The sequence below is a fragment of the Acidithiobacillus sp. TH-A117 genome, from assembly GCF_057473465.1.
The window spans coordinates 1-23,716 of record NZ_JBYCKQ010000011.1 but is presented as its reverse complement, the minus strand read 5'-3'; the positions used below and the strand labels follow the sequence as shown (position 1 = coordinate 23,716).

The 23,716-nt window shown below is 55.7% G+C and carries 40 protein-coding genes and 1 pseudogene; 10 read left to right on the top strand and 31 right to left on the bottom strand.

What is annotated here, in order from left to right:
- Window positions 1–53 precede the first annotated feature (53 nt).
- The 3 genes from AC2VLR_RS01930 to AC2VLR_RS01920 all read right to left on the bottom strand — a co-directional run bounded on the left by AC2VLR_RS01930 (window position 54) and on the right by AC2VLR_RS01920 (window position 1,584).
- Complete coding sequence (locus AC2VLR_RS01930) at window positions 54–647, bottom strand: hypothetical protein (protein ID WP_486880621.1); 594 nt, start codon at window positions 645–647, stop codon at window positions 54–56.
- Window positions 648–1,057: 410 nt separating this feature from the next.
- The gene (locus AC2VLR_RS01925; protein WP_486880620.1) at window positions 1,058–1,291 is read right to left on the bottom strand and encodes a toxin-antitoxin system HicB family antitoxin; all 234 of its coding nucleotides are present in this window, start codon (window positions 1,289–1,291) and stop codon (window positions 1,058–1,060) included.
- Window positions 1,288–1,584 (bottom strand): PIN domain-containing protein, encoded by a 297-nt coding sequence (locus AC2VLR_RS01920; protein WP_486880619.1) that lies wholly within the window; start codon window positions 1,582–1,584, stop codon window positions 1,288–1,290. The genes AC2VLR_RS01925 and AC2VLR_RS01920 overlap by 4 nt, the downstream gene beginning before the upstream one ends.
- 483 nt (window positions 1,585–2,067) lie before the next feature.
- On the opposite strand from AC2VLR_RS01920, the gene AC2VLR_RS01915 reads away from it, so the two are divergent.
- Together AC2VLR_RS01915 and AC2VLR_RS01910 are read left to right on the top strand one after the other, a co-directional pair.
- A complete protein-coding gene (locus AC2VLR_RS01915) occupies window positions 2,068–2,304 on the top strand; it encodes a hypothetical protein (protein WP_486880618.1) in 237 nt (78 codons plus the stop codon).
- Between the two features lie 101 nt (window positions 2,305–2,405).
- Complete coding sequence (locus AC2VLR_RS01910) at window positions 2,406–2,570, top strand: hypothetical protein (RefSeq protein ID WP_486880617.1); 165 nt, start codon at window positions 2,406–2,408, stop codon at window positions 2,568–2,570.
- A gap of 28 nt (window positions 2,571–2,598) precedes the next feature.
- On the opposite strand, the gene AC2VLR_RS01905 is transcribed toward AC2VLR_RS01910, so the two are convergent.
- The 8 genes from AC2VLR_RS01905 to AC2VLR_RS01870 form a co-directional block, all read right to left on the bottom strand.
- A complete protein-coding gene (locus AC2VLR_RS01905) occupies window positions 2,599–2,850 on the bottom strand; it encodes a DUF2442 domain-containing protein (protein WP_486880616.1) in 252 nt (83 codons plus the stop codon).
- A gap of 9 nt (window positions 2,851–2,859) precedes the next feature.
- Window positions 2,860–3,093 (bottom strand): DUF4160 domain-containing protein, encoded by a 234-nt coding sequence (locus AC2VLR_RS01900; protein ID WP_486880711.1) that lies wholly within the window; start codon window positions 3,091–3,093, stop codon window positions 2,860–2,862.
- A gap of 147 nt (window positions 3,094–3,240) precedes the next feature.
- Complete coding sequence (locus AC2VLR_RS01895) at window positions 3,241–4,059, bottom strand: sulfotransferase family protein (RefSeq protein WP_486880615.1); 819 nt, start codon at window positions 4,057–4,059, stop codon at window positions 3,241–3,243.
- Complete coding sequence (gene rfbC, locus AC2VLR_RS01890) at window positions 4,056–4,619, bottom strand: dTDP-4-dehydrorhamnose 3,5-epimerase (protein ID WP_486880614.1); 564 nt, start codon at window positions 4,617–4,619, stop codon at window positions 4,056–4,058. Before rfbC ends, AC2VLR_RS01895 begins: the two co-directional genes overlap by 4 nt.
- A 104-nt stretch (window positions 4,620–4,723) precedes the next feature.
- Complete coding sequence (rfbA, locus tag AC2VLR_RS01885; protein ID WP_486880613.1) at window positions 4,724–5,515, bottom strand: glucose-1-phosphate thymidylyltransferase RfbA; 792 nt, start codon at window positions 5,513–5,515, stop codon at window positions 4,724–4,726.
- Window positions 5,512–6,078 (bottom strand): SDR family oxidoreductase, encoded by a 567-nt coding sequence (locus AC2VLR_RS01880; protein WP_486880612.1) that lies wholly within the window; start codon window positions 6,076–6,078, stop codon window positions 5,512–5,514. The genes rfbA and AC2VLR_RS01880 overlap by 4 nt, the downstream gene beginning before the upstream one ends.
- Window positions 6,075–6,371, bottom strand: a complete 297-nt coding sequence (locus tag AC2VLR_RS01875; RefSeq protein WP_486880611.1) for a DUF2442 domain-containing protein — start codon at window positions 6,369–6,371, stop codon at window positions 6,075–6,077. Before AC2VLR_RS01875 ends, AC2VLR_RS01880 begins: the two co-directional genes overlap by 4 nt.
- Before the next feature lie 10 nt (window positions 6,372–6,381).
- A complete protein-coding gene (locus tag AC2VLR_RS01870; RefSeq protein ID WP_486880610.1) occupies window positions 6,382–6,636 on the bottom strand; it encodes a DUF4160 domain-containing protein in 255 nt (84 codons plus the stop codon).
- Here AC2VLR_RS01870 and AC2VLR_RS01865 point away from each other — a divergent pair.
- Window positions 6,584–7,129 carry a transposase gene (locus AC2VLR_RS01865; protein ID WP_486880609.1) on the top strand — a complete coding sequence of 182 codons (546 nt, stop codon included), beginning with the start codon at window positions 6,584–6,586 and terminating at the stop codon, window positions 7,127–7,129. The genes AC2VLR_RS01870 and AC2VLR_RS01865 overlap by 53 nt on opposite strands.
- Window positions 7,130–7,156: 27 nt before the next feature.
- Here AC2VLR_RS01865 and AC2VLR_RS01860 read toward each other — a convergent pair whose 3' ends face one another.
- The 6 genes from AC2VLR_RS01860 to AC2VLR_RS01835 form a co-directional block, all read right to left on the bottom strand.
- A complete protein-coding gene (locus AC2VLR_RS01860) occupies window positions 7,157–7,957 on the bottom strand; it encodes an ABC transporter permease (protein WP_486880608.1) in 801 nt (266 codons plus the stop codon).
- Window positions 7,947–8,672, bottom strand: a complete 726-nt coding sequence (locus AC2VLR_RS01855; protein ID WP_486880607.1) for a KpsE/RkpR family capsule polysaccharide export protein — start codon at window positions 8,670–8,672, stop codon at window positions 7,947–7,949. Before AC2VLR_RS01855 ends, AC2VLR_RS01860 begins: the two co-directional genes overlap by 11 nt.
- A 15-nt stretch (window positions 8,673–8,687) precedes the next feature.
- On the bottom strand, window positions 8,688–9,065 hold the full coding sequence (locus tag AC2VLR_RS01850; RefSeq protein WP_486880606.1) for a hypothetical protein: 378 nt from the start codon (window positions 9,063–9,065) through the stop codon (window positions 8,688–8,690).
- Between the two features lie 40 nt (window positions 9,066–9,105).
- On the bottom strand, window positions 9,106–9,507 hold the full coding sequence (vapC, locus tag AC2VLR_RS01845) for a type II toxin-antitoxin system VapC family toxin (RefSeq protein ID WP_486880605.1): 402 nt from the start codon (window positions 9,505–9,507) through the stop codon (window positions 9,106–9,108).
- Window positions 9,504–9,698 carry a type II toxin-antitoxin system VapB family antitoxin gene (locus AC2VLR_RS01840; protein ID WP_215843053.1) on the bottom strand — a complete coding sequence of 65 codons (195 nt, stop codon included), beginning with the start codon at window positions 9,696–9,698 and terminating at the stop codon, window positions 9,504–9,506. The genes vapC and AC2VLR_RS01840 overlap by 4 nt, the downstream gene beginning before the upstream one ends.
- Before the next feature lie 139 nt (window positions 9,699–9,837).
- Complete coding sequence (locus tag AC2VLR_RS01835; protein WP_486880710.1) at window positions 9,838–11,292, bottom strand: mannose-1-phosphate guanylyltransferase/mannose-6-phosphate isomerase; 1,455 nt, start codon at window positions 11,290–11,292, stop codon at window positions 9,838–9,840.
- A 164-nt stretch (window positions 11,293–11,456) separates the two neighbouring features.
- Here AC2VLR_RS01835 and AC2VLR_RS01830 point away from each other — a divergent pair, with 164 nt between their 5' ends.
- Together AC2VLR_RS01830 and brnA are read left to right on the top strand one after the other, a co-directional pair.
- Window positions 11,457–11,729, top strand: coding sequence for a BrnT family toxin (locus AC2VLR_RS01830; protein ID WP_486880604.1), 273 nt, complete (start codon window positions 11,457–11,459; stop codon window positions 11,727–11,729).
- On the top strand, window positions 11,710–11,967 hold the full coding sequence (gene brnA / locus AC2VLR_RS01825; protein WP_486880603.1) for a type II toxin-antitoxin system BrnA family antitoxin: 258 nt from the start codon (window positions 11,710–11,712) through the stop codon (window positions 11,965–11,967). The genes AC2VLR_RS01830 and brnA overlap by 20 nt, the downstream gene beginning before the upstream one ends.
- A gap of 107 nt (window positions 11,968–12,074) precedes the next feature.
- On the opposite strand, the gene AC2VLR_RS01820 is transcribed toward brnA, so the two are convergent.
- The 9 genes from AC2VLR_RS01820 to AC2VLR_RS01780 form a co-directional block, all read right to left on the bottom strand.
- Window positions 12,075–12,365, bottom strand: coding sequence for a type II toxin-antitoxin system TacA family antitoxin (locus AC2VLR_RS01820; protein WP_486880602.1), 291 nt, complete (start codon window positions 12,363–12,365; stop codon window positions 12,075–12,077).
- Between the two features lie 71 nt (window positions 12,366–12,436).
- The gene (locus tag AC2VLR_RS01815) at window positions 12,437–12,751 is read right to left on the bottom strand and encodes a type II toxin-antitoxin system Phd/YefM family antitoxin (protein ID WP_486880601.1); all 315 of its coding nucleotides are present in this window, start codon (window positions 12,749–12,751) and stop codon (window positions 12,437–12,439) included.
- Window positions 12,752–12,797: 46 nt separating this feature from the next.
- Window positions 12,798–14,363, bottom strand: coding sequence for an LTA synthase family protein (locus AC2VLR_RS01810; RefSeq protein ID WP_486880600.1), 1,566 nt, complete (start codon window positions 14,361–14,363; stop codon window positions 12,798–12,800).
- Entirely contained in the window at window positions 14,356–15,138 is a 783-nt protein-coding gene (locus AC2VLR_RS01805) for an SDR family NAD(P)-dependent oxidoreductase (RefSeq protein WP_486880599.1), read from the bottom strand. The genes AC2VLR_RS01810 and AC2VLR_RS01805 overlap by 8 nt, the downstream gene beginning before the upstream one ends.
- A complete protein-coding gene (locus tag AC2VLR_RS01800) occupies window positions 15,045–16,355 on the bottom strand; it encodes a capsule biosynthesis protein (protein WP_486880598.1) in 1,311 nt (436 codons plus the stop codon). Before AC2VLR_RS01800 ends, AC2VLR_RS01805 begins: the two co-directional genes overlap by 94 nt.
- Entirely contained in the window at window positions 16,352–17,416 is a 1,065-nt protein-coding gene (locus AC2VLR_RS01795) for a capsular polysaccharide export protein, LipB/KpsS family (protein WP_486880597.1), read from the bottom strand. Before AC2VLR_RS01795 ends, AC2VLR_RS01800 begins: the two co-directional genes overlap by 4 nt.
- A gap of 33 nt (window positions 17,417–17,449) precedes the next feature.
- Window positions 17,450–18,196 (bottom strand): aminotransferase class I/II-fold pyridoxal phosphate-dependent enzyme, encoded by a 747-nt coding sequence (locus AC2VLR_RS01790; RefSeq protein ID WP_486880709.1) that lies wholly within the window; start codon window positions 18,194–18,196, stop codon window positions 17,450–17,452.
- A gap of 293 nt (window positions 18,197–18,489) precedes the next feature.
- Window positions 18,490–18,681 (bottom strand): hypothetical protein, encoded by a 192-nt coding sequence (locus AC2VLR_RS01785; protein ID WP_486880596.1) that lies wholly within the window; start codon window positions 18,679–18,681, stop codon window positions 18,490–18,492.
- 316 nt (window positions 18,682–18,997) lie between these two features.
- The gene (locus tag AC2VLR_RS01780; protein ID WP_486880595.1) at window positions 18,998–19,111 is read right to left on the bottom strand and encodes a ribbon-helix-helix protein, CopG family; all 114 of its coding nucleotides are present in this window, start codon (window positions 19,109–19,111) and stop codon (window positions 18,998–19,000) included.
- A gap of 284 nt (window positions 19,112–19,395) precedes the next feature.
- Here AC2VLR_RS01780 and AC2VLR_RS01775 point away from each other — a divergent pair, with 284 nt between their 5' ends.
- Both AC2VLR_RS01775 and AC2VLR_RS01770 read left to right on the top strand, forming a co-directional pair.
- Window positions 19,396–19,824 carry a hypothetical protein gene (locus tag AC2VLR_RS01775; RefSeq protein WP_486880594.1) on the top strand — a complete coding sequence of 143 codons (429 nt, stop codon included), beginning with the start codon at window positions 19,396–19,398 and terminating at the stop codon, window positions 19,822–19,824.
- Entirely contained in the window at window positions 19,821–20,276 is a 456-nt protein-coding gene (locus AC2VLR_RS01770; protein WP_486880593.1) for a DUF2442 domain-containing protein, read from the top strand. The genes AC2VLR_RS01775 and AC2VLR_RS01770 overlap by 4 nt, the downstream gene beginning before the upstream one ends.
- A 108-nt stretch (window positions 20,277–20,384) precedes the next feature.
- On the opposite strand, the gene AC2VLR_RS01765 is transcribed toward AC2VLR_RS01770, so the two are convergent.
- The 4 genes and pseudogenes from AC2VLR_RS01765 to AC2VLR_RS01750 form a co-directional block, all read right to left on the bottom strand.
- A complete protein-coding gene (locus tag AC2VLR_RS01765) occupies window positions 20,385–20,882 on the bottom strand; it encodes a type II toxin-antitoxin system YhaV family toxin (protein WP_486880592.1) in 498 nt (165 codons plus the stop codon).
- Between the two features lie 18 nt (window positions 20,883–20,900).
- Window positions 20,901–21,230, bottom strand: coding sequence for a type II toxin-antitoxin system PrlF family antitoxin (locus tag AC2VLR_RS01760; RefSeq protein WP_486880591.1), 330 nt, complete (start codon window positions 21,228–21,230; stop codon window positions 20,901–20,903).
- 247 nt (window positions 21,231–21,477) lie between these two features.
- Entirely contained in the window at window positions 21,478–21,612 is a 135-nt protein-coding gene (locus tag AC2VLR_RS01755) for a hypothetical protein (protein ID WP_486880590.1), read from the bottom strand.
- Between the two features lie 19 nt (window positions 21,613–21,631).
- Window positions 21,632–21,802 (bottom strand): annotated as a pseudogene (locus AC2VLR_RS01750) (type II toxin-antitoxin system RelE/ParE family toxin); the annotation flags it as partial.
- A gap of 246 nt (window positions 21,803–22,048) precedes the next feature.
- Between AC2VLR_RS01750 and AC2VLR_RS01745 the strand changes: the two are divergent.
- Both AC2VLR_RS01745 and mazF read left to right on the top strand, forming a co-directional pair.
- On the top strand, window positions 22,049–22,318 hold the full coding sequence (locus AC2VLR_RS01745; RefSeq protein WP_486880589.1) for an AbrB/MazE/SpoVT family DNA-binding domain-containing protein: 270 nt from the start codon (window positions 22,049–22,051) through the stop codon (window positions 22,316–22,318).
- A complete protein-coding gene (mazF, locus tag AC2VLR_RS01740; RefSeq protein WP_486880588.1) occupies window positions 22,315–22,668 on the top strand; it encodes a type II toxin-antitoxin system toxin MazF in 354 nt (117 codons plus the stop codon). Before AC2VLR_RS01745 ends, mazF begins: the two co-directional genes overlap by 4 nt.
- On the opposite strand, the gene AC2VLR_RS01735 is transcribed toward mazF, so the two are convergent.
- Window positions 22,646–22,951: a hypothetical protein gene (locus AC2VLR_RS01735; RefSeq protein WP_486880587.1), complete on the bottom strand. Its 306-nt coding sequence runs from the start codon at window positions 22,949–22,951 to the stop codon at window positions 22,646–22,648. The genes mazF and AC2VLR_RS01735 overlap by 23 nt on opposite strands.
- A gap of 132 nt (window positions 22,952–23,083) precedes the next feature.
- On the opposite strand from AC2VLR_RS01735, the gene AC2VLR_RS01730 reads away from it, so the two are divergent.
- Entirely contained in the window at window positions 23,084–23,230 is a 147-nt protein-coding gene (locus AC2VLR_RS01730) for a helix-turn-helix domain-containing protein (RefSeq protein ID WP_486880586.1), read from the top strand.
- Window positions 23,231–23,716: the final 486 nt, after the last annotated feature.

The window sequence follows — 23,716 nt, the reverse complement described above, 5'->3', positions numbered from 1 at the left end:
CGGAGCTACTCCACCCCCGTAATTCTTTCAAAGAAAACAGAGGGTGGCCCGGGCTAGCGCCAATGCCTGGGCGTAAATCCTTCGGGAACCCGGATCTCGAAGATCTCGTCGTGGATGTCGGCGGTATAGAGCCCGGCCTGCTGGGCCTCTTCGCGGACTTCCAAATCCCAGTCCACTCCAGCCAGAATGCCGATGCGCTCCATCTGCGCCTTATCGGGAAACCAGTCCGGGAAATCCGCCAACTGCCCCAGGAGCTGCTCGATGGCGTCCTTCTTTACCCGGCTCTTGACCTCCACCATGACCGCCAACTGTCGGTCATTGCTCCAGGCCAGAACGTCGTATTCCCGCTCCTGTCCCAGGCGGCGCACCCGCAGCCGGGGGCTAATGTTTTCCATGGCAAAACGCTGGATCAGGATACGTTCCATGGAGGGCAAGGCCAGCCCTTCCGTGAAATAACCGAACTTGTCCCCCAGGCCGCCGATCTGTTTGCCCAGCTCCCGGAGTTGGCGGTCAGTTTCTCTGCCCAACTTCTGCAATATCTGATCGGTTTCCTGCATCCGGCGATCCGTCTCCCTGGACTGCTCCGCCAGGCTGAAGACCAGTTTTTTTACGTCATCCCAGGTAATGTGCTCCGTGCTGGTGGACATATTGCCTCGCTCCCTCATCAAACCCGTGCAATGATTATAGCGCGCGGCCGCTCTACATCCAGCAGAACCTGGCACTCATGAGGTAGCTTGCAGCAAGGCGGAGGTGTCCAAGGCTTTTCGGTCTTCGGCGTTGCCGTTCACCGCAAGCGATCCGCATAGCGGAAAGCCATATTACGGGCTTGCTCGGCATTGTTTCTGAGTGCCTTGATGCTGGGTTTTCGCCGTGGACGGTGTGCTGCCCGATCGCCAAAGCGAATGAATAAACACAGCCGGTTGTCTAACATCGGTTTCCAAAGCCTGGCCAACCCATAACGATCTGATATGAGATTAGAATGCAAACCCCTGCCGGACGCGGCGCAGGTCTGACCCGGATGCACATGCTACAAAGCTAGACCTGACCCCATTTATCATCAAACCTTGTCAGCCTCGTCCGGCACATCCGGGATGGCGCTCAGATAGCGTTCGAAATCCGCCCGCCGACCCTGGGCTGCCTCCTGACGCAAAAAGTCCAGGGTCAGCATGGATGCCAACTTTTCCGCAGCCGCGCTGGCAATAAACTGATTCACCGAAATCGCGTCACGCGCAGCCAGTTCGCGGATCTTGGCATGCACTGAATTCGGCAGACGTACGGTCAGGGCTGTCATGATGCACTCCTCAACAAAGTCAGAAAAGATGCCGGGGTGATGGGCGTTAACCCCAGCTCAACAATCCGCTGAAAATCGTGAATATTAAGGGTCACCAGGAACTGACTGTTTGATGCCACGGCGCACTCCAGCACCATGTCGTCGTCCGGATCACGCAAAAATGGACGCCACAGGTAATACACATCCTGCAAGTGGGCAATAGATGTCAAATAGCGCAGATAAGCCAGAGCATCGTCACGCCGAAGTCCGTGGGAGCAGATCGGCCATATAGCGCCCGGTAAAACCCGAGGCACCTGTGACGAGTACCGTCTTCAAAACGAGAATCCCTGCCGGACCCGGCGCAGTAGAGCCCGGCCTGCTGGGCCACTTGGCGGACTTCCAAACCCCAGTCCACCACGGCCAGGATGCCGACGCGCTCCATTTGCGCCTTATCGGGAAACCAGTCCGGAGAATCCTCCAACTGCCCCAACAACTGCCCGATGACTTCCCGTATACTTCTTCAATTGATATGGAAACGCTATAATCGCTCGTAGCATATATTGACCCGGCAAGGCAGTCAGCGTGAAAATCGTTGGAACTATTCAACATATTGAGACTATCGCCGATGGGTCCGGTATCAGGGAGAGGGCCAATCTTCGGGAACGGTACGGTGAAGGAAACTGGAAAAAGAAGAAAGGAGTTGCCTCCATATGTCTGGATGATGGCTCCTTGGCGACTGCCGAGTTACATTGGTATGAAGCTCATGGCGTTGGCAAAGTCAAAATGAAGGTAAAACGATGGCTATAAAATTTGTGGTGTGCGTCAACAAGCCGCAAGGCGGCGAATTTTCCATGGATGACGTGGCAATAGGTCAAATATACGAGGTTGTCGAAGCGGTAGACCAGCGCGGGTTCATTCGCATTCTCGATCAAAGCGGCGAAGACTATCTCTATCCAGCACCTTGCTTTGAACCAGTCAGCCTGTCGGAAACCGCTAGTCACAGACTCCACGATGCCCTGAAGCAGGCAGTCTGACCGGCACCATCCCCTCATGACACGGGTTGCAGCAACCGGTCCAAGATCTGCCGGATCATGCCAGCGTAGTGTCTATGCGGCCTTCACCGCAAGCGATTCACATGGCGGAAAGCCATATTACGGGCTTGCTCGGCATTGCTTCCGAGCGCCTTTATGCTGGGTGTCAACAATTACAATTCAAGGGCTCCGTGCTCATTCTGCTGAGGTATGTGGATCCCTTCAACGCCACCTTTCGGCGCATGGGTGACATTCCTGCCGCTTTTTAGGTGCAGATGAATCAGTCAACCAACTTCGTCATAGGGGAAGCGCCCCGCCCAAAGGTTCCGAACGATCAAATAGCGTTTCCGGTGCCATATCCAAGTTGTCTGGCCAGCAGACCGTATCAAAGCCCACATAAGCCCGCTTGAACTCGTCCGGGTTCTTCAGCCGGGTAAATGCCCCTTTATCCAAATAAGGGGTCATGTCAAAGAGACGATGATCCCCAGTGTCAAACCACAACTCCAAAGTAAAGTCGTCCCGGGGTAAAACACGTACAACGCTTTCCATTGCTTCACCTCAACGTAAGGGATCAATCGGGAAGGGCGTTTGCCCGTTCACCGCCAACTCCCAATCAGCCAACAAATCTTCACGGTGGATTTCGATCCACGCCTGAACCAGACGCACTTTGGAATGTGGAAGCACACCACTCAACAAACTGCCATCGAGCATCGAAAACGAGGCATCCTGGCCTTGGTACTTGGCATGAATATGCGGCAAATTGTGACGCTCGTCGTCAAAAAAATAGAGTATAGATAACGATCCCGTAAAACATACTAATCGTTGGCATGGTCGCCCCCGTATTGTTTACCCACCCACTGACGATACTCGCCGCTGGTGACATGGTCCATAGACTCCACGATGCTCTTGAAGCAGGCAGCCTGACCGGCACCATCCCTCTCATGAGGCAGCTTGCAGCACAGCATCCACCATCCGGTCCATGGCCCGCAGCAGGGGGCGCATGGTCTGCAGATCTTTCCAGGCGCGTTGGTGGCGTTGCAGCAGTGCGGGGGTGTCCAAGGCTTTCCGGTCTTCGGCCACGGCCAGCAGATCCCGATACAGGCCGATTACCATGGGCGGGCAGTCGGGGTCCTGCTTCAGGTCGGTTTGGGTATGGCGGGTATGGCGCAGCTGCGCCCCAGGGGCCTGGATCAAGTGATCATAGTTCACCAGAATCCGCTCTTGGCCATGGGTCAACAGAATGCTATTCAAAGTATGGGTCAGCCAGAGCAGATAGCTTTGGGTGCGGTCCATGCCATCCCGTTTTTGCAGGGAGTCGGCGATGCTTACCGGGTTGCGCAGGGCCAGGCAGTAGGCGACCTTTCCACCCGCCCGGGCTAACGCCTGTTGCCAGAATGCCAGCAGGCGGCACAAGCGCGGGTCTTTGAAGGCATAAGGTTGCCCTTCCTGACGCTTGCTATGCAGAAGGGCCACGGTCTGCTCCAGAAAACCGACGTCCACCAACTGCGCAATCTGTTCCGATGACAAGGGGGTACTGTGATACCACTGGGAACCCAAGCTCTGGAGCATAGCTTCATTCAGGTGGTAGATGTCCATGTCTTCCCAAAAACCTTTGGGATTGACCTCGGGCATGGGCTCCATCAGATGCGCCCCCAGTTGCACGCCCAGAGTCAGCAGCCCGCGCGTAAGGGCACTGGTGCCGCTGCGGTGCATGCCCAGCACGGGTATCCAGCAAGGCACGGCGGCTTCGCTACTCAATCGTAGAGCTCTGCTTGGGCAAAACGGGGGGCGGCGGCGTCCTTGGCGGCCAGTGTCGGTTGCTTGTCCGGCAGGTCAAGGTCAGTCAGCGGCCAGTCAATGGCCAGGTCCGGATCATTCCAGAGGATGTTGCGGTCGTGTTCGGGATACCAGTATTCCGTGGTCTTGTAGAGAAAGTCCGCCGATTCACTCAGCACCACAAAAGCGTGACCAAAGCCCGGCGGCACCCAGAACTGGCGATGGTTCCCGGCAGACAGCTCCACCCCGGCCCATTTCCCGAAGTGGGGCGAGCTCCGGCGCAAATCCACGGCCACATCCCAGACCCGGCCACTGACCACCCGGACCAGTTTGCCCTGGGGTTTGACGAGCTGGTAATGAATGCCGCGCAGCACCCCGCGCACGGAGCGGGAATGATTATCCTGCACGAACTCCACATCCAGCCCGGTATCGGCGGCAAAGGTCTTGCGATTGTAGCTTTCCAGAAAGAAGCCCCGCTCGTCCCCAAAAACCTTCGGTTCGAGAATCAGGACCTCGGGCAAGGCTGTCGCTATCACGTTCATCGGAGTCCCTCCTGCAAAAGTTGGAGCAAATATTGACCATAGCCGTTTTTCTGCATGGGGGTGGCGAGGCGTTCGAGCTGTGCCGCATCAATCCAGCCAGCGTGTCAGGCGATTTCTTCGGGGCAGGCGATTTTCAAGCCCTGCCGCTTTTCGATGGTGGCGATAAACTGCCCCGCTTCGAGCAGGCTTTCATGAGTGCCGGTGTCCAGCCAGGCAAAACCGCGCCCCAGGGTCTGCACCTGCAACTGGCCCTGCTCCAGATAAACCCGGTTGACGTCGGTGATTTCCAGTTCGCCGCGCGGCGAGGGCTGAAGGTTGGCGGCGATGTCCACCACCTGATTATCGTAAAAATACAGGCCGGTAACGGCGAAGCTGCTTTTGGGCTGGGCGGGTTTTTCTTCGATACTCATGGCGCGGCCGGTGGCATCGAAGGCCACCACGCCGTAGCGTTCGGGGTCGTGGACATGGTAGGCGTAGACCGTGGCACCCTCGCGCTGGGCATGGGCCTCTTTGAGCGAGGCTTGCAGATCATGGCCCCAGAAGAGGTTGTCGCCCAGCACCAGACTGCTGGGCGCGTTGCCGATGAAATCGCGGCCTATGACAAAAGCTTCAGCCAGCCCGTTGGGACTGGGCTGCACAGCATATTGCAGATTCAGACCCCACTGGCTGCCATCGCCCAATAATTGGCTGAAACGCGGGGTGTCCTGGGGTGTAGAGATGATGAGCACATCGCGGATGCCCACGAGCATCAAGGTACTCAGGGGATAGTAGATCATGGGTTTGTCATACACCGGCAGCAGTTGCTTGCTGACCGCCTGGGTGACGGGGTAGAGCCGGGTGCCGGAGCCGCCGGCGAGGATGAGGCCTTTGCGGGCTGTGGTCATAGGGGTGATCATAGCGGAAGTTCCTCGATCAATCGTTGCACCTGGGTTTGCCAGTGCGGCAGATACAGGCCAAAGGTGCTTTGCAGTTTGCTGCAGTCCAGCCGGGAGTTCGCCGGCCGCGGGGCTGGCAGCGGATAGTCGGCGGTGGCGATGGCCTGTTCACCCGCGAGCTTGCTTTGGCCGTAAACGCTTTGGGGATTGGGAGCATCGCCCTCGGTGTAGGGCGCAGGTTTGGTGCCGTCGAATACATAGTCGGTGGAGTAGTGCAGCAGCCAGGCCCCAGTCTGGGCGGCATGGTCGGCCAGCACTTGCGGGGCGTCGGCGTTGATGCGCCGAGCAAGGTCGGACTCGCTCTCGGCCTTGTCCACTGAGGTGTAGGCGGCGGCGTTGACGATGAACTTGGGCCGCTCTTGTTGCAGCAGCGCCCGCAGGCCATCGAGATCGGTCAGATCGGCCTGGGCGCGATTCATGGCCCGCACCTCGCCCAAGGGCAGCAGGGCACGGCGCAGTTCCCAACCGACCTGACCGTCGGCCCCCAAGAGCAGAATGCGTGGGGCTTGCGTGATTCGATTCATTCTGAACCTCCGCGCTGCCCGCCTGGCTGTTGAGCATGCAAAAGGGTTCTTTCCCCCTTCGGAGAGACCCCCTTGAGGTACAAAGTATCAGGGGAAAGATCAATTTCATCGGTCCAGACAACGACACCATTTTCCACATGAGCGCGCATAAATGCCCCCGGCTCTTTCAGGGGCGAATAAGCAGGATAGTCAAGGTAAGGACGCATATCGAAACGCCGGATCTCTCCCGTTTCAAACTCTGCTTCCAAAACAAAATCCGGCTTTGCTTCAACTTTGATCACATCGGGCGTCATAATGGTCACCTCAGTGCAATGGGTCGATCTTGAAAGGCGTCTGGCCGGTGCTGGCCAGATACCAATCCGCCATCAAATCATCCTGGTGCAACTCAACCCAAGCCTGAACCAACTTCATCTGCCGATTGGGCAATGCCCTGTACGCGGAACCGAATGACGCCGCCCAGCCCGCCAAAGGGCGGCCCCGCAAATATGGAGACCGCTGCGGCTCGGTGACGGCGCTGGCCGCGCCTTTCCGGGACCAGGCGCAGAGGGTCTCGGTCATGCTCTACGGCAAACAGCGCGAGGTACTCGCCTACGATCAGGTCTTTATGCTCAAAAACCTGCGCTGCCCAGCGCGGGTCGTCTGGGTCTTCCGCAAGACTCAGTGGGTGGCCTTCTTCACCACAGACCTGACCCTCTCGGTCACCCAGATCATCGAATACTATGGCGCCCGCTGGAAGATCGAGGCGGGCTTCAAAGAAATCAAACAGGAAATCGGCAGTGCCCGCAGCCAGATCCGTACCGCCGATGCGGTCACGAACCACCTCCATTTCTGCCTGCTGGCCACGACGCTGACCTGGATCTACGCGGAGCGCATCGAGGCTAACCCCGAGCGCCGCCATATCGTCAAAGGCCGGACCAGTTTTGCCTTCTCCGACGTCCGTAGACTCATCGCGGACGAAGCACTCTCCGACCATTTTCTGGGGCTTTGGCCTCATCTCTGCCAACCCCTCCATAAATCATTCACCAAGGTGCTCATGCGTATGGTGGCTTGAGGTTTGGCGATCAGCAAAATGTGAAATTCAGTGAAACTTCAGTTTACTAATAGCTAGCCCGGAAATGGCTATGCCAAATAAGGTGATACCAATCAGCGCAGCAATAGTGTAACCTAAGTGGTAGTAACTGGGCACAGAAGAACCAAAATAGCCGTGATGAAAATAATCTACCGCATCAATCAACGGAAAATATAACAAATAACTACGGTAAGGTTCAGGAACAATAAATGTCGGAAGAAATATACCACTAAAAGGCAGCATTAGGTAGAGAATGATATGCGACACCTTTTCGATTGTTTCGCTTAGCTCTGCAAGTGCAGCCATGATGAGCACAAAACCAAAAGAAAACCAGATAACCAGTAAATAGCCCAACTCCATTGTGAGAATGTTAGCAGGTATATGACAAATACCCAGCACAATTAAAACTGGAAAAAGAAATAAAAAAACACCCATAGCGCTAGAAAATTCTAGTAATATTCGCGAATAAATAATATCCATAGGGCGTATAGGCTGATGATGCAAAAGAGATCGGTTCACTTCAATGGCTTTAGTAACACGTCCTGTACCGTTGCGCCAAAATAACAAGGTTGGATAACTGACAGCCATATATTCTGCAGGACTTATTCCGTAAGGATAATTACCTTCTATAAACGAAAAAATAATCATCACCCCCACCACAAACATGGCAGGCTCGGCAATCATCCACAGCATTCCCAGCCCTTCGCGACCAAAGCGCGTGACCGTTTCCCGCAGCATCAGCGCCCAGATTACCCGCAGTTGCAGGCGGAGCTGATACCAGAAGGTTTCCTGACCGGCCTTAGCGTTCATGGTGCTCCTTGATGCCGGCGTAGAGAATGCTCAGCACCCCCCAGATCATGAGCGAGACAATCAGTACCGCCAGAATATCCTCAAAGCGCTTGGGCTCCTGGGGCGCATCGGGCAGGTTGGGGCGGCTGATGGTTTCCAGATAGAGTTCCCGTTTCTGGGCGGTCATCCGCGCCTGTTCCAGGGAGGTGACGGCAGCTTCCAGGAGTTTTTGGGCGAGGAGCTGGTTGACGGTCAGGCGCTCGAATTCAATGTCCTTGCTGGCCAGAGATTGGCGGTCGCCGGTAACCTTGGCCTGTTCGGCGGCGATCTGCCTCTGCAGAGCCTGTATGCTGCTTTTCAGGACCGGTATCTGCGGGTTGGCGGGCGCATGGGCCATGATGGAGGACAGTTCGGTCTGTTGGGTGATGAGCTGATCCTGCAAGCGGCTGACCATGCCCAACTGCAGGCTGCTTTGCGCGGGCGGGCTGAACACCCGGTGGTTATTGCGGTATTCCGCCAGCGCCAGAGTCGCATCGCGCAGGGAGCGTTTGGCCTGTTCAACATCCTGCTTGGCATAAAATACCGCCCGGCTGCGGGCGGTGGCGTTGAGCTGGTTGACAATGTCCTGACTTTTCTTCAGAAGAAAATCATTGATTTTCTGGGCATCTTTGGCGGTATAGGCCCGCACCTTGAGCTCACTGATACCATTGGTACTATCCAGGGTATCCGCCACCATGCTCTGGTAGTAGCGCTATAAGCGCACATAGGAGGTATAGGGATAAAACACCCCGCCGAAGCGGTTGAATATATCAATCTCGCTGTTCCCGTAAATCTGCTTGAGAGGATAGAGCTTATTGACGGCCATCATGCCGTCCCAGGAGGCAATGAAAGAGCTGATGGTTTGCGCGGCACTGGTGGAATTGCTGCCCCCCAGGTTACTGAGCAAAGAGGCTAGCCCACTGCTGCTGACTCGCTGGTTGGGGCTGTACACCACAAAGCGGGCTTCGCTGATATAGATAGGTGATGCAATCAGACCGAAGTACAGGATAGACAGGCCCGTAGGAACCAAAACGATCCAGATGAACAGCTTGTTGAGGTTTTTGATGCGGTTCCAGAGGGACTTCAGCACGCAGCGGGTTCCTGTGTAAAATTGCAATAATTAACCAACATCAGCATTCCGCCATCGCGGAGCGCAAGCCAAGATGCTCTACAAAAGGCTCAAAATCCCTGTCACTGTAGAGCAGCGATAAATCATCTTCGATGCAGCGCGTGGCGATGATCGTATCGATGGTTTTTCGAATCGTCACCCCTTGCGTCCTCAACGCCCGAAAGTTTCGGGCTGCTTGCAGGGCAATATCCTTCCCACCAAGCACTATGATATCCAACGAGGTCAGCAGCTTTCTGGCCAAATTGAAGTCTTTCTCACTGCGAAAGCCCTGCAGAACCTCTGCCAGAATCAGATCCCCCAGCCCCAGCGGCTCGCTGCTCAACAGGCTGTCAAGCCGCTCGCTTTGCGGGGTTGTAGTGCCTCTGAAAAAATCAACCCAAACGCTGGAATCGACCACAATCACTGGTCGCTTCTCATGGCATTCAGGTCACCGTCCCAGGGCAGCTTGCCCCGGAAACGGCGCAGTTGTTCTTGTTGCCGTAGCCTCAACAACGTGCGCAAGCCCATTTCCACAGTCTCTTTCTTGGTCTTCAAGCCGGTCAGCCGGAGAGCATCGCTCATTAATTGGTCATCGATTTCTATATTGGTGCGCATAATATGTACCAGTTATGTGTCTAGTACACAATTTAGCGCCTTGACAGCCGACTGTAAAGCCGTTGGCTATGGCGTTTTTAATACGAGTATAGAGGGGCTTCAGCACGCAGCGGGTTCCTGTGTATGGGAATGTTCAGATTCAGGCTGTAGGGGCAGTTAGCGCCTCAGCGCGACCATAGATGTCATCAAAACGGACAATATCGTCTTCGCCCAGGTAAGCACCGCTTTGCACTTCGATGAGCACCAGATCGATCATGCCGGGATTTTCCAGTCGATGATGACAGCCTGCAGGAATATAGGTGGACTGATTGGTCATGATGAGCTTTTCTTCGTGGCCGTTGACGATGCGGGCGGTGCCGGACACCACAATCCAGTGTTCGCTGCGGTGGTGGTGCATCTGCAGAGAAAGCTTTTCGCCCTTTTTGACGACAATGCGCTTGATTTTGAAATGTTCGCCTTCTTCCAGGGTGGTGTAGGTGCCCCAGGGGCGGTGGACGGTGGTGTGCAGATCAACAGTGCTGTGTTTGCGGGATTTGAGGCGCTCGACAATGGTTTTGACTTCCTGATCGCGACTGCGGTCGGCCACCAGCAGGGCATCGGGGGTGTCCACAATCAGAATGTCTTGCAGGCCGAGGACGGCGGTGAGGCGGTCGGGGCTTTGCACCACGCAGTTTTGGGTGTCCACCAGCACACAATCGGGGGCGTGGACCTGGTTGCCGTCGGCATCCTTGGCAATCAGGGAACCGTAGCCACTCCAGGCACCCAGATCATTCCAGTCAAAGCCTGCTTCGACCACGGCCACATTGGGGGCTTTTTCCATGACCGCATAGTCAATGGAAATATCCGGCGCCTCCTTGAAGGCACTGCCCAGTTCCCAGGTGTCGCCGTTGCGGCTGGCACCGTCCATGGCGCTTTGCACCGCTTCCAGCACTTCCGGGGCATATTGTTGCAGGGCACTGAGCAGACTATCGGCGCGCATGCAGAACATGCCCGAGTTCCAGAGATAATGGCCGCTGTCGAGGTAATCCTGGGCGGTAGATTGATCGGGTTTTTCGACAAAGCGGGCGACCTGATAGCCGCCTTCCAGAGCAGTCCCCTTCTGGATGTAGCCGTAGCCAGTTTCCGGCGCAGTCGGCGTGATGCCAAAGGTGACCAGATAGCCTTGCTGGGCGAGATCCGCTGCCTTTTGGACGGCTTCGGCAAATTGGGACTGGTCCTGGATCAGATGATCGGAGGGCAGCACCAGCAGAATGCTGTCCGGCCCGGCGACTTCCTGTGCCCAGAGGGCAGCGGCGGCCATGGCGGGGGTGGTGTTGCGTCCGGCGGGTTCGAGCAGGTAGTGGACATTATGGACCGTCTGACCGTGAATCCGGGCGCATTCGGCAAAGGTGTCGCGGGTCAGAAAGTAGTAATCGCGGTTGGTGACGGTCAGCAGCGGAGCATCGCCTTTGATGTCAATGACCCGGCGCAGGGTTTTCTGGATGAGACTTTCGCCATCGGGCAGGGTCACAAAGGGCTTGGGGAAAGACTTGCGCGACAAGGGCCAGAGGCGGGAACCGGTGCCACCGGAAAGAATGACGGGTACGATGCGCATCATCTGTTTCCTCATTTGCGGTTAAATCTGCGGTGGATGACCAAAGCATTTTTGTTCGGGTCATCTTGCCTGAAATATAGCCGATAACGCAAGTTTATGATGGCTACGTATGGAGTCGGCAGCAGATGTTGCCGAACAGTTAATAAAGGTATATTTTCTATACCATGATTTCTTTTGAATTTGACGAACAGAAAAGCTTGAGCAACCTGCAAAAACATGGGATTGATTTTGTTCAGGCACAAGCACTCTGGAATGATCAGGACTTGATTGAAATTCCTGCAAAAACAGTAGATGAACCACGGTCCATGGTCATAGGCAAAATCAAAGGCAACCACTGGTCAGCAGTCATCACATACCACAACAAACGCATCCGAATCATCTCTGTTCGTCATGCACGTACTGAGGAGGTCAACCTGTATGAAAGCAAAGAAATTTGATATGGACTTTGACAACGGCCTGGATGTAAGTGGAGCGTTGAACATGGTCAAGGCGCACCGCCCCCTACAAAAACAAAAAAGGGTGAATGTAGACTTTCCTAACTGGATGATCGAATCACTTGACAAAGAAGCCAGCCGTTTAGGTGTAACCCGTCAATCCATTATCAAAATTTGGTTGTCAGAACGTCTTGAACAGCAGCATAAGTTGTCCACTCCGCAGACCGTCCGCCAGCGATAAACCCACCCCATCATTCTTGCTTAACTGGGGTTAACGGGATAAAGCGATTGCGCGGCAGCATCCAGAGTCCGCGCAGCACTGTCCAGCGGACGGATAGTGTAAACCATTCAGGGTGTTACATGCTGGACATGGCGCTGGAAAGCGCACTGGAAAGCGCGCTGCAACGCAGGGGTGGCCGATTCTGGTGTATCCAGCGCCTCCAGAAACGCCGCGTAATCGTCTTGCGACAAGGTCGTGGATTCATGCGCGCGCACAACAGACTGCGCATGGGCAACAGCGTCTCTCAACACGAATTCAGATACACTCACTTGCCTGTAGGCCGCTGCTTTATCAAGCAAACGACGGGTGCTTTTATCACAACGAATGTGCAAAAGGGTATCTTTGGTCACCGTGGACATAATTCATCACTTGTGAATATTTTGTGAAATATAATAAGCCAATATACTTACGCGTCCTGAAATTCTGAAGACTAATCCAGATGGACGATATTTTCTGAATCGACAGCAATAACTTCAGGATGTGGGCGGAGTCGAGCCGGTTTGCTGTCTTGCTGGCGGGTATCAATAGTTTCAATTTCCGTCTGGAGCATCTGATCCAGATTTTTTGGCAAAGTGAAACGGCCTTTCCCGAGCCCTAAAACACGAGGTTTTGCTGACTCATTCAAGGAAACCAGGCGGGCAACCGGTTTACCTGCCCTGGCTATAATGATTTCCTCTCCAGAGGCGGCCTGATCCACATAGCGGGAAAGCTGGGTTTTGGCTTCGTGCATGTTGATGATTGGCATGGCTACCTCCTCCATGCAGAAATATAATGAGCCCAGTTTAGTCCCGTCAGGTGCGGCAGGCAATCTCCAGCGCCCGCACCCCCAGCTCTTCGACGGCGATTTCCAGGTGTCGGGGTGTGGCCTCGGGGTAGCGGGAGGACCAGAGCCAGTAGTCGGTGCGGCCATCGGTAAACTGCTGTTCGGCGTAGAGCTTTTCCAGAATGGGGACATGATCGCCGTAAAAGCCGAGCACACTGGGGCGCGCCAGTTTAGGCAATTCATCCATGAACTGCCGGAGCATGGCCCCTGCGTTGCGGACGTGACGCAGGTAAATGGCGAGGTCATCAGCACTGACCGGAGGTTCCTGGAGAAGCAGGATTTTCTTTTCTTCGGCGCTGATGCTTTCCAGATGCAGGGGGCCGTGATTTTCCATGGTGATGATGAATACAAAGGTCGGCTGAGTGGCGTCCTGGAGGATTTTCAGGGTCTTGCTGGCTACGGCCAGATCGCCGGTGTAGGGGCCGCTGCGGTCTTCCGGTGTAAAGTCGGCCACATCGATAAACTGGTCAAAACCCAAGAGCGGATAAATGGTATTGCGGGCATAAAAACTGGAGGGATAGGGATGAATGCACAGCGTGCGATAACCCCGGGCCTTGAGCCGCCAGGCGAGGCTGGGCAGAGGCCGGCGGGCTAGAAAGCGGTAGGGCTGGAACTGATGAATGCCTAGACTGGCCGGTGACCATCCCGTCAGCAGGCTGAATTCGGTGCGGATGGTATTGGCCCCCCAAGGCGGCACGCGAATTTGCCCGCTTTGCACGCAATGCTGCGCGGCTGCGTCAAAATCCTTGAATACTTCCGGGGCGACCTGCGGCCAGAGGCGGCGGATATCAAAAAACGATTCACTTTGCACGATGACCAGATGGCCGGATGCCGGGTCATTGGAGAGGTCCGACGCCGGAAGACTTTCGAGGCGCGTACGCTGCTGATCAACAGTACAGGGTTCAGAGAGCGGCCCAAAAGGCCGGGCGGCAGGTACGACAATGGGCGCCCGCTCGGCCCAGCCATATTGCCAAAGGCTGGGAGCAAAACCCATGTCGCGAATATCTTTGCCGGGCTGGAGGCTGGGGGCGTCGGACCAGCGGGTGCCGATCCAGAGCAATCCTGCGGCGACCAGCAAGGCGAGGCAATTATATTTCAGAAACAGCAGCCAGGGCATGTGTGCGGTGATGGGAGCTTCGGCCCAGAGGGCGGCAGCAATGACCGCTACCGCAATGAAACCCAGGGCGATGGCTCGCCACAAGCCCAGAAAGGGCAAATACAGGCGGGGATGCTTGATGGCATCGGTGAAGTATTCAAAATCCATGAATACAAAGGGTTCGCGGAGGCTGGCTTCCTTGGCATTACCCACCAGCACCACCGCCAGCCAGATCCCCAGGGCAGCCAGGGCGGCAAAAATCGGGCGCTGCACCACCAGCAGCAAGAGGGTAAACAGCAGTAGCCATAGACCCCCGTGAATCAGATAGGTCCATAGCTTGCGTCCTGTCAATCGCGGGCAGGGATGAACCAGCGCCTCGACCGCCAGGGAAGCCAGGCCGCCGATGCCCAGACAGCAGGGCCAGATGATTTCAGTCATGGTGCCCACTGTAGCCCATCAGGCCGACAATCCAGATAGAGATACTGGCGGGCAACACCGCCAGCCACCAGGTGCCAAAATTGAGCGGGAAGGGAAAACTGATACGCGCCTTGTTCCGGGCCAGACCGTTGCGAATGAGCGTGGCGGCACGCGGGGGCTGCATCAGAAAAGGCTTGGGGCCGGGCATTTCCCGGCACATGGCCGAATCCACATAACCGGGCATGATGACCGTGACCTCGGTGCCTTCCTTGGCCAGCCAACCGCGCAGGGCTTCGCCATAGGCCTTGATGGCCGCCTTGGACGCGCAGTAGCTGGGGGTGACGGGCAGCCCGAAGTAGCCCGCCAGAGAACTCATCAGCGCGATCTGTCCGGCATGGCGCTGGCGCATGGCGGGCAGGACGGCATCTACCAGCACCCGGGTTGCCTGCAGATTGACGGCCATCAGGGCTTCAGCTTCTTCCCAGACTTCGCCGGACTCATCGGGGCCGGTATTGATGTTCATCCCGGCATTGGCGATGACCAGGTCCAGAGGGCCTTCTTTTTCGCAATCCGCCACCCAGGCCCGTAACGCGGCGCTGTCACGCACATCAAAACTGCGCTGGGTGACTGTGGCCCCCTGCTGTTGAGCAGCCTCGACGATCTTGTTGAGTTTATCCCGATTGCGGCCATGCAGATGCAGGGTTACGCCGGATTGCGCATAAGCGGTGACGAGGGCGGCACCAATGGCGCTGGTCGCTCCGGTAAGGAGGATGGTTTGCGGAGATCGTTGCGACATAAGAGTTCCTCTATGGGGGACTGTGATAATGTGAGGCGTTCGACCGCCGTATCCAGAGCCAGATGGATGCCGGTATCGCAATAAAATCCGCCGTTGATCTGGGTCGTATGAATCAGCACCCGGCGAAACGCCGACCAGAGGTCCGGGTCGGGAGACTGTGGGGCTTGCCAGAATTCTGCCAGACTTTGCTGGCTGGTAAGACCGGGGACATTGTACACCGGGTTGGCGAGGGTGATCACCGGCTTGCCCACCTTCAGCGCCCAGGTGCCGACGGTGCTGTTGATGGTCACCACACCGGCACAATGTTCCAGGAACAATTCAAGATTCCCGTAATCATAATAGTGAACGCGATCGGCCATGCCGAGTTTCAGGGCCAAGTTCTGCACAAATTCTTCGTAGGGTAGAATGCCGGGGTCCAGGGGATGATTTTTGACCACCAGATGCAGGCTTTTATCCGCATACTGCTGGAAAGAATCGAGGCTTTGGCGGATGAAGTCATAGGTGTCGCAAAACGCCGAATGGCAGGTGATCTGACTGTCGCTGTAGAGCTGCAGGGGCAACAGGAAAAAGGGCTGCCCCCTTTCGATGAATTGATAGTTGCGCGCCAGGTCGCTGTTGAGGCGGCGGCGTACCTTGGGATAGCGCCGTACATACCAGAAATATTCGCGCACCGGATGCACCGGGGCATGGTGGCGATAATGGCGAAAGGCGATCGGATTGAGAATATCGCCACTGTGGTAGAGCACATCATGAAGAGCGCGCATGCGGAACTTGCCCAGAAAGGGCTGACTGCTATCGGGGATGGGCACGCGTTTGACCACCTCCCGATACCAGTCCGGGTCCTTGGGAAGCTGGGAGTGACCATTGACGCCGCCACGTTCCAGGGTCAGCCAGTAGGGCCGCAAATAGCCTTCTTCAAACACATGCACCCTAATGCCCAGGCTCTTGGCGAGGGGATGGACGGCCAGATGCACCGGACGCTGATCACCGAAGAGGACCACATCGGTGATATGCTCACGGCGCAGATGCGCCTCTAGAAAGTCTGGAAGCTGATCCGGCCGACCATGAAAACGGGTCGCCTTGCGCGGGAACCAGTACACCAGGTCACCGCCGCAGAACTGGATCTTTTGCACTGAATGGCCGCGCTGCAGCAGGCGATCTGCCAGCCGCGCAAAAAACGGGCTGGCCACGCCTTGCAGGAACAGGAAATTTTTCATCGCACCCCCACCACCTGACGCAGCAGCAAGCGAAACGCCTTGCGCCAGATGGGCAGATGATAGTCGCTGCTGCCATGACGCTGGGCATGCAATGCGCTGACTGCTGCTTCAGGACTACAGAGGCGCTGTTGCCGGGGATAAATGTAGCGGGGGTAGAGAATCAATGCGGCAGCGACCAGGGCATCCAGACTGAGCTTGCGCTGCCGCCGGGGAATGGGCTGCCGGTCTGTGGTCAGGCCCCAGCCCGCATAAAAGGGACTGCCGTAACAGGTCACGGGAATATTGCGCAGTAATGCCTCAAACCCGGCTGCAGAGGTCATGACATGCACCTGATCGACCTGGGTCAGCAACTGATGCATGCTGACATCTTCGACCACTTCGTCACAGAACTGCTGGGCCTTGGTTTCCTGAGCACCTGCTTGACGCAGTCCGGCGCGGACATCCGGGTGGGGTTTATAGACGATGTAGGCGTCGGGATGCCGCTCCCGCACCTGGCGGAGCAGGTTCAGATTACTCCGGGTAGCGGCACTGCCCAGGGCGATGCTGGCGTCACTTTCCACCTGGCCGGGCACAAGAATGACGGAGATTGGCGGGGGCATTGCCGATGCCGTGGAGGCTGGCGCGTTTGCCGGAGAGTTACGGTCTGCTGGCCGATGCCAGTTACCCTGCCCCACATTGTATTTGGTGAGTCCCAGGGTCACGATTTGCGCCCGCAAGGCCCGGGCCCGATCCAGCAGGGGGGCATCAAAATCATGGGTGGCGAGGATTTGTTCCAGGTCCGAAGGCTGGCTGGCATCGTAATACAGGCCACTGTGGTCAAAACAGTAAGATAGAGGCGCAATCAGATCCGCACCCAGGCCGATGGAGCGTAGAAAGCCATCCTCCACCCGAATGACGGGATGATCCGCCGGAGCCTTCTGCGTGCCCCAGAGCAGCAGGGTCGCCCCCGCCGGAGCCTGATGTACATGGCGGATAAAATGCAGGCGACTCTCCGGCAGAAACGCCCGCAATGGCCCCTGTTTCCAGGCCGAAAATCCGAGGGCATATAACTCGGCCGGCATTTTTTCTGATGCGATGCTGATAGGCTGGTTCTCCTAGGAAATATGGGTTTTCAGGGCGCTCAGGCTGTAGTGCAGATCTTCAGGCGTATGTTCGACGTTCAGAAAAAAGCGGAGACGCGCCTGTTTTTCCGGAACCGCTGGATAGAGGATGGGCTGCACATGCACTCCCTGCTCCAGCAGGGCGGCAGACAGCCGCACCGCCTGCAGGGAGCTGCCGACAATCAGCGGGGTAATGGCATACCCGCTACTCAGGCCGGTGTCCATCTGTAGTTGCCGGGCAACTTCCAGAAAATAGCGACCCCGTTCTTGCAAAGTGCTGACCCGCTCCGGTTCCTGTTGGAGGATATTCAGTGCGGCAAGGGCGGCGGCGGCCAGGGGCGGGGCCAGACCCACGCTGTAGAGAAAACCCGGCGCCAGATAGCGGAGATTGTCAATCAGGGCCTGTTCCCCGGCGATATATCCCCCACAGGAAGCCAGGGTTTTGCTCAGGGTACCCATCCAGATATCGACTTCGTGGGGATCGACATGAAAATGCTCGGCAATCCCCCGGCCTCTAGCCCCCATCACCCCGAAGGAATGGGCTTCATCCACCATCAGCCAAACCTGATGCTGTTTTTTCAGGGCGATGAGCCGGGGCAGGTCGGGAAAATCACCATCCATGCTGTACATGCCTTCTACCACGATGAGGACCCGCTCGGCCTGACGGCGCTGCTGGCGCAACAGGGCATCCAGGGCTGCCAGATCATTGTGGGGAAAGCTCAGGCGCCGGGCGCCGGACAGCAGGCGCTTCGGAGGGCAGATACGGGAGTCAGGATTGGTCTGTTTAAATCCACGTTAATAGTTCAAAATCAGTACCATATAATATAAATTTCTGCCCGATATGACACCGTTGTCGCCATGTAACGTCACATGATGTCAGTTTTTAACGTCAACCCTTGAGAAAGTACAAATTTTATGATTTTGACCATTGGCCGCATTATCTGATGATTTTTAAGCGCATTCCAGACAACTTCCAAATTGGCCGCTCCTAAGGCTCCTCACGGCAGTGGCAATACTCAAATACAAAGCATGCACTATGCCAAACCACGTAACTTCATATAGGCCTTGCGCGGGTCTACGATGGATAAATTTTCGACCATACCCAGCGCCAGCAGCGCTTTGTCGCCGGTGACAGACCAATCTGCACCTGCGGCCAAAGCTGCCGCGATAATCCAGGCATCATCGGGGTCAGGAATGCCAGGGCTCGGCTGCTCTGCTTCTGCCACGATCCAGGCATAGCGATGAAAAAAATATCGGCTTCTACCAGAGCCTGTGCATCCACTGCAAACTTATCCCGTGCAATTCGCCTAAACTCCGCATGTATTCTGGGATCGAGCATGATGACCAGACGCTCATCGCACGCCAAGATATTTAGCAAATCGGCGCACAGCCCACGCCCGAAACGTCCGGCAAGCCAGACATTAGTGTCGACAAAAACCTTCATGAAAAATCACGGAAAAAGTCTTCATCGCTCAAATAACCAGCGCGTTCTGCGTAGGGCTTGAGCAAAGCACGCGAACGATTGAGTTCATTCAGCGCAGCCTACCTGCGCAGCATCTCGCGCACCACATCACTTTTACTGCGGTGCGCACTTGCTGTCATGCGGGTTAATACCGCGTCTAGTTCGTCATCCAGCCGTATGGTCAGTGTAGTCATGTCTCACAAAGAATAGTATACGCATTCCCGTCGCGCTATCATATCTTCGCTCATCTGCTCCACTTCGATGGCCTCATGGCGGACCACCACATTTCCGCGATGATCATAATCTAGGTTGGCCTCCTATCTGGAGTGTCCCCGGGTTTCAGGGTATTTCACTTTGGGTACCCTTGTTGGGATAGACCCGCAAGCTCCGAGTCAGTCCGATTCATACTTTGTTGGCAAAAATACCTTTTGGGGTTAATGGCTGTTGAAAAACCCGTCTGATAGGTTATAGTTTTCCTATGAAAGTCTGCACACATCGCGGGTTATTGATTGCCGTTTTGACGCGCAATGAGCACTGCCCACCGCATGTGCATGTTGGAACAAGTGATTGGAATGCACGCTTTGAATTCAGCTTCTGGCACAACGGGGTACGTCTGTGGGATGTGATGCCTACCCAAGAATCACCTTCCGCAGGGCTGCTGGAAGAGATTCGACAAACGATAAAGAGGGCCGAGAACCTGCACCGCGCCCGGAAACTCTGGTGGCAGAGTCGCCAAACCCTCTGTCTGGAGAATTTACTTTGGGACACCACTGCTCAAACAGCGGTAATCCCAAAAGGCGCGCACCCTGGTACAGTTCAGATTGTATCCGGTCGTTTTGATGACGTGCGAAATATGACGGTTTTGCATTTGGCAGGCGCCCCCTTGCCCTTGGAGATCCAATTATGACGATTCAAGCAAAAAATGGTTTTGACGAAGCGGTGACGCCCGAAGTGTTGCAGCGGGCTGTGGCTTTAGGGCGAAGTCGCCATAGGGGGAACATTCATGCCCTCTCCTTGCACTATCTGCCGGACAAGCGTGCGCTGATGATCACCTTTGGTGACCAGACAGCCATCGTTCTGCCCGTAGAGAACTATGCTGAGCTTACCGGGCTCACGGAGAAGGAACTCCAGCAACTGAGTTTATGTTTTGCTGGCAGTGCGTTATGCCTCAATGATCGCGATTTGCACGTTTCTATCGCCGGACTGATGGCCGCGAGCCAACCGCTGCTGGAAGCGGCAAGAACGGTAACGGCTTCTTATAACGGTAGCTTGAGAACGCTCGCAAAGGCGGCTGCATCTCGTGAGAATGGCAAGAAAGGTGGGCGCCCGCGATCGTTAACCCATCCCGGATTGGTGTAAGAACGGGTAACAAACGGCGGGCCGGTAATGCGGCCTCTGCCGATCTGAGGTGTCCTGACTGAGCATCAGGCGGTACGGAAAAAACGTCGGGTCAGGCGTCTCCAGGCGTCAGACACTCGGGATATGGTCGTCGTGACATGCCAATGATTCCTGCAGCCGTTGCGATTCTTTTTGCGCCTCAGCCAGGAGTTGATCCCCGTCATCAGGCGGATACCCGCTTTCCAGCATCTTGCGAAACACCTGGTAGGCGTCATCGCTGCTTTCATAAGCGCGTTTGGTGTCTTCGTCATTCACCCATGCGTAGACGATCACCTTGCTTGGGGCGTGGTAGCGGAAGAATAGTCGGTACTGCTGGAAGAACTTGGCCCGAAACCAGTGCTTGTAATCGTCACCGAGCGTCCTACCCTGGCGGTACTCCGGTCGCGTCGGGTCTTGCGGGATGACGTCGAACGCCAGCTTGGTGATCGCGGCCAGCCGTTTGCTGGCGTTCTTTTTTACGTACCCGGCCGGGTCCTTCTGCTTCAGAGTCTCGACCTGCTGCGCCAGCCCTTCGATCTGCGCCAGGAACAGTGGATGAGCGAAGACCGTCCAGCCATGAATGACCAAGGGCTCAGGCTTCCCTGCTCATTCATCGTCTTCCGACAGAGCGGCATCGAGATCGACATCGACGCCGCCGACCAGCGCCTGGATGCGTTGGACGAGGCCAGCATCCACAACTTGCAGCCGCTCGGGATGGCGAGTGATGTCAGCGGCCAGGAAGCGGAGGAACTGACTAAGCACCGGGTCGTCACCGTCCAATGCTTCAACGCGCGTCAGCACCACCTCTCCGCTGGGGCGAATGGTGTAGTGGATCTTGTCGCGCTTGCCCAGCTTGAGGGCACGACGCACGGTTTCTGGCACCGTGGTCTGGTAGCGATCGGTGAGTGTGGATTCGACTTCGAGGGTCGCGGCCATGGCAGTCTCCTGTGGATCTGGGTTGACGCCTGAATGGTAATGCAGTCGCATTACCATGTCAATGCGGTTTTTACTTACGGCTGGCGTGGCGGCCGTTGCCATGTGATCATCGACGTTACACGGCGTCCAGACCATAACCACCATCCGCCCCCACAACAGGCCCGCCGTGATAAGGCGGACCTCCCCGTAGTCCTTACGGTCATCCTCGCGGGTAAAATGCTTGCCCGCAAAGCCCAATGGGGCGTCCTCAAAATCCAGCCCACCTCAGTTCCTTCGCCACCTCCTGGAACACTTTCAGCTCATCCTTGTCGATATTGGCACGTTCGTTCTTGCCAAATCCAGTAAGAGGAAGAAACCAGCGATCCGCCATCTTGGTAGCCACGATGGCACCTGGCTCCGCCACGCTTGCCCTGTCCGGGCAGGGCGACCCGCTTTTTCACCACATGGCCGCCCAGGTCTGCATCGACGAGTCCTTGGGCCATCTCGGAGACGGCATCGCACAGGGCATCATCTGTCAGTTCTGCTTTTCGCATCCAGCACGTGAAAGTTCGGGTGCGGAACACGCTTCTCATCGGCAGCGCACACCACTTAGTGCAATAGATATCCAGTCAAGTTCCCCGCTTGGGTCCCTTTAGCGTATCTGCCACCCGCTGGAGTGGGCTCCTGGAAAAACTGGTCAGTCGTAGAAATCGCCACACTGGAATGGGTTCATTGGTATAATCATCGGAAAGGGAAGCTGCGTCAGGTTGCACAAAAGTAGCACTCCTGTTAAATTATTACATGCTTTGGTGGATCAGGTTAAAAAGGAGCTTTCTGCTATGTTAATCACAAAGATTCGCAAGCAAGGTGGCGCTGCTGTCGTTACGCTCCCCGCAGAGGTATTAAGGCAATTGGATGCTGGCATTGGCGAGGAATTGGGTATCGAGGTTTCCCAACACATGCTCATTATGCGGCCAGCACGCGGTGAGCGACGGCGCTATAGCTTGAGAGAATTATTTGCTGGTGTCACCGAGCAAGACATGCTTGACCTCGCGGAAGACACCGTCTGGGCCAGGGAGGGTGCTCCCACCGGGAGGGAGTTGATTTGATCGGACGGAAGATCCCATCCCCTGGTGACGTGTACTGGATTAATCCCAATCCAACGGCAGGAAACGAAATCCGGGATCGGCACCGGTTCGTGGTCATCACGCCCACCGAAATCAATAAGCTGGGTTTGGTGACTTGCGTGCCAATTAACAGTGGGGGCAATCATGCCAGACTGAACGGATTGATCGTGGCCATCGCGGGGCACGACACGACGGGTGTGGCCGTCTGCAACCAGATGCGTACCTTCGACCTGCACGCCAGAGCGGGTGATGTGCAGTACGTTGAAACACTAGACCAACAAACCACGCGCGAGATTATCAACCGGGTAACTAGCATTCTTGATCCAGCGTGACGTGATGGCCAAACTCTGCACATTTCCGGGAAAGCCGAAGAAGGGGATTGATACAGAAACCATGCGCACCAATTGCCGTGAACCAAACAGCACATGGGCACCATTTGGGCACAAAAAAACCGGCACGCAGCCAGTCATCTTGTAATACATTGATTTTATTGGTGCGCAGTACTGGATTCGAACCAGTGACATTCTGCTTCAGGGTCTCGACCTGCTGCGCCAGCCCTTCGATCTGCACCAGGAACAGTGGATGAGCGAAGACCGTCCAGTCATGAATGACCATGGGCTCAGGCTTGAGGTGTCCTGACAATAGTGGACAGTCCCGTTTCAAGCGGCCACCATAGCTTTGACTATCGGCTCGACATCGATGGTTTCATGGCGGACCTCCACATTTCCGCGATGATCATAATCCAGGTTGCCACCAATCTGGGCTGCCCACGGGATTCAGGGTACCTCAGTTAGAGTGGATATGGACACCATGGACAAGCTCTGCAAGCTCTTCAAATGTGGCGTTGGCGATATTTTTGAGTATATAGATGGTCCCGATAGCGATAATCCCTGAATTGTTCAGTAGATTTCATTGTTTTTCGATGAAATTTATCGATTTTCGAGGAGGGCACGAGAGCTAATGGTCAAAACTAGCTATTGTTTGGATAGAATCCTCAATGCGTGGGCACATTTTGGGCACAAAATGGGCACCATTTGGGCACAAAAAAACCGGCACGCAGCCAGTCATCATGTAATACATTGATTTTATTGGTGCGCAGTACTGGATTCGAACCAGTGACCTTCGGCTTCGGAGGGCAGATACGGGAGTCAGGATTGGTCTGTTTCAATCCGCGTTAATAGTTAAAAATCAGCATGATATAATATAAATCCTGCCCGCTATGACACCAATCGCCGCCATATAACGTCACATAATGTCAGTTTTTAACGTCACTCCTTGAGAAAGTACAAATTTTATGATTTTGACCATTGGCCGCGTTATCTGATGATTTTTACGCGCATTCCAGACAACTTCCAAATTGGCCGCTCCTAAGGCTCCTCA

Excerpts from the sequence above, each read along its gene's own strand:
- AC2VLR_RS01930 (WP_486880621.1), bottom strand. The coding sequence starts at position 647 with ATGTCCACCAGCACGGAGCACATTACCTGGGATGACGTAAAAAAACTG.
- AC2VLR_RS01810 (WP_486880600.1), bottom strand. The coding sequence starts at position 14,363 with ATGACTGAAATCATCTGGCCCTGCTGTCTGGGCATCGGCGGCCTGGCT.
- AC2VLR_RS01910 (WP_486880617.1), top strand. The coding sequence starts at position 2,406 with ATGGCGGAAAGCCATATTACGGGCTTGCTCGGCATTGCTTCCGAGCGC.
- AC2VLR_RS01840 (WP_215843053.1), bottom strand. The coding sequence starts at position 9,698 with ATGCGCACCAATATAGAAATCGATGACCAATTAATGAGCGATGCTCTC.
- AC2VLR_RS01860 (WP_486880608.1), bottom strand. The coding sequence starts at position 7,957 with ATGAACGCTAAGGCCGGTCAGGAAACCTTCTGGTATCAGCTCCGCCTG.
- AC2VLR_RS01735 (WP_486880587.1), bottom strand. The coding sequence starts at position 22,951 with ATGGTCATTCATGACTGGACGGTCTTCGCTCATCCACTGTTCCTGGTG.
- AC2VLR_RS01835 (WP_486880710.1), bottom strand. The coding sequence starts at position 11,292 with ATGCGCATCGTACCCGTCATTCTTTCCGGTGGCACCGGTTCCCGCCTC.
- AC2VLR_RS01915 (WP_486880618.1), top strand. The coding sequence starts at position 2,068 with ATGGCTATAAAATTTGTGGTGTGCGTCAACAAGCCGCAAGGCGGCGAA.
- AC2VLR_RS01815 (WP_486880601.1), bottom strand. The coding sequence starts at position 12,751 with ATGCCAATCATCAACATGCACGAAGCCAAAACCCAGCTTTCCCGCTAT.
- AC2VLR_RS01795 (WP_486880597.1), bottom strand. The coding sequence starts at position 17,416 with ATGCCGGCCGAGTTATATGCCCTCGGATTTTCGGCCTGGAAACAGGGG.
- AC2VLR_RS01855 (WP_486880607.1), bottom strand. The coding sequence starts at position 8,672 with ATGGTGGCGGATACCCTGGATAGTACCAATGGTATCAGTGAGCTCAAG.
- AC2VLR_RS01905 (WP_486880616.1), bottom strand. The coding sequence starts at position 2,850 with ATGGAAAGCGTTGTACGTGTTTTACCCCGGGACGACTTTACTTTGGAG.
- AC2VLR_RS01880 (WP_486880612.1), bottom strand. The coding sequence starts at position 6,078 with ATGAATCGAATCACGCAAGCCCCACGCATTCTGCTCTTGGGGGCCGAC.
- AC2VLR_RS01820 (WP_486880602.1), bottom strand. The coding sequence starts at position 12,365 with ATGTCCACGGTGACCAAAGATACCCTTTTGCACATTCGTTGTGATAAA.
- AC2VLR_RS01875 (WP_486880611.1), bottom strand. The coding sequence starts at position 6,371 with ATGACGCCCGATGTGATCAAAGTTGAAGCAAAGCCGGATTTTGTTTTG.
- AC2VLR_RS01805 (WP_486880599.1), bottom strand. The coding sequence starts at position 15,138 with ATGTCGCAACGATCTCCGCAAACCATCCTCCTTACCGGAGCGACCAGC.
- rfbA (WP_486880613.1), bottom strand. The coding sequence starts at position 5,515 with ATGATCACCCCTATGACCACAGCCCGCAAAGGCCTCATCCTCGCCGGC.
- AC2VLR_RS01760 (WP_486880591.1), bottom strand. The coding sequence starts at position 21,230 with ATGGCCGCGACCCTCGAAGTCGAATCCACACTCACCGATCGCTACCAG.
- rfbC (WP_486880614.1), bottom strand. The coding sequence starts at position 4,619 with ATGAACGTGATAGCGACAGCCTTGCCCGAGGTCCTGATTCTCGAACCG.
- brnA (WP_486880603.1), top strand. The coding sequence starts at position 11,710 with ATGAAAGCAAAGAAATTTGATATGGACTTTGACAACGGCCTGGATGTA.
- AC2VLR_RS01800 (WP_486880598.1), bottom strand. The coding sequence starts at position 16,355 with ATGAAAAATTTCCTGTTCCTGCAAGGCGTGGCCAGCCCGTTTTTTGCG.
- AC2VLR_RS01770 (WP_486880593.1), top strand. The coding sequence starts at position 19,821 with ATGACGATTCAAGCAAAAAATGGTTTTGACGAAGCGGTGACGCCCGAA.
- AC2VLR_RS01745 (WP_486880589.1), top strand. The coding sequence starts at position 22,049 with ATGTTAATCACAAAGATTCGCAAGCAAGGTGGCGCTGCTGTCGTTACG.
- AC2VLR_RS01870 (WP_486880610.1), bottom strand. The coding sequence starts at position 6,636 with ATGACCGAGACCCTCTGCGCCTGGTCCCGGAAAGGCGCGGCCAGCGCC.
- AC2VLR_RS01780 (WP_486880595.1), bottom strand. The coding sequence starts at position 19,111 with ATGACTACACTGACCATACGGCTGGATGACGAACTAGACGCGGTATTA.
- AC2VLR_RS01830 (WP_486880604.1), top strand. The coding sequence starts at position 11,457 with ATGATTTCTTTTGAATTTGACGAACAGAAAAGCTTGAGCAACCTGCAA.
- AC2VLR_RS01775 (WP_486880594.1), top strand. The coding sequence starts at position 19,396 with ATGAAAGTCTGCACACATCGCGGGTTATTGATTGCCGTTTTGACGCGC.
- AC2VLR_RS01925 (WP_486880620.1), bottom strand. The coding sequence starts at position 1,291 with ATGACAGCCCTGACCGTACGTCTGCCGAATTCAGTGCATGCCAAGATC.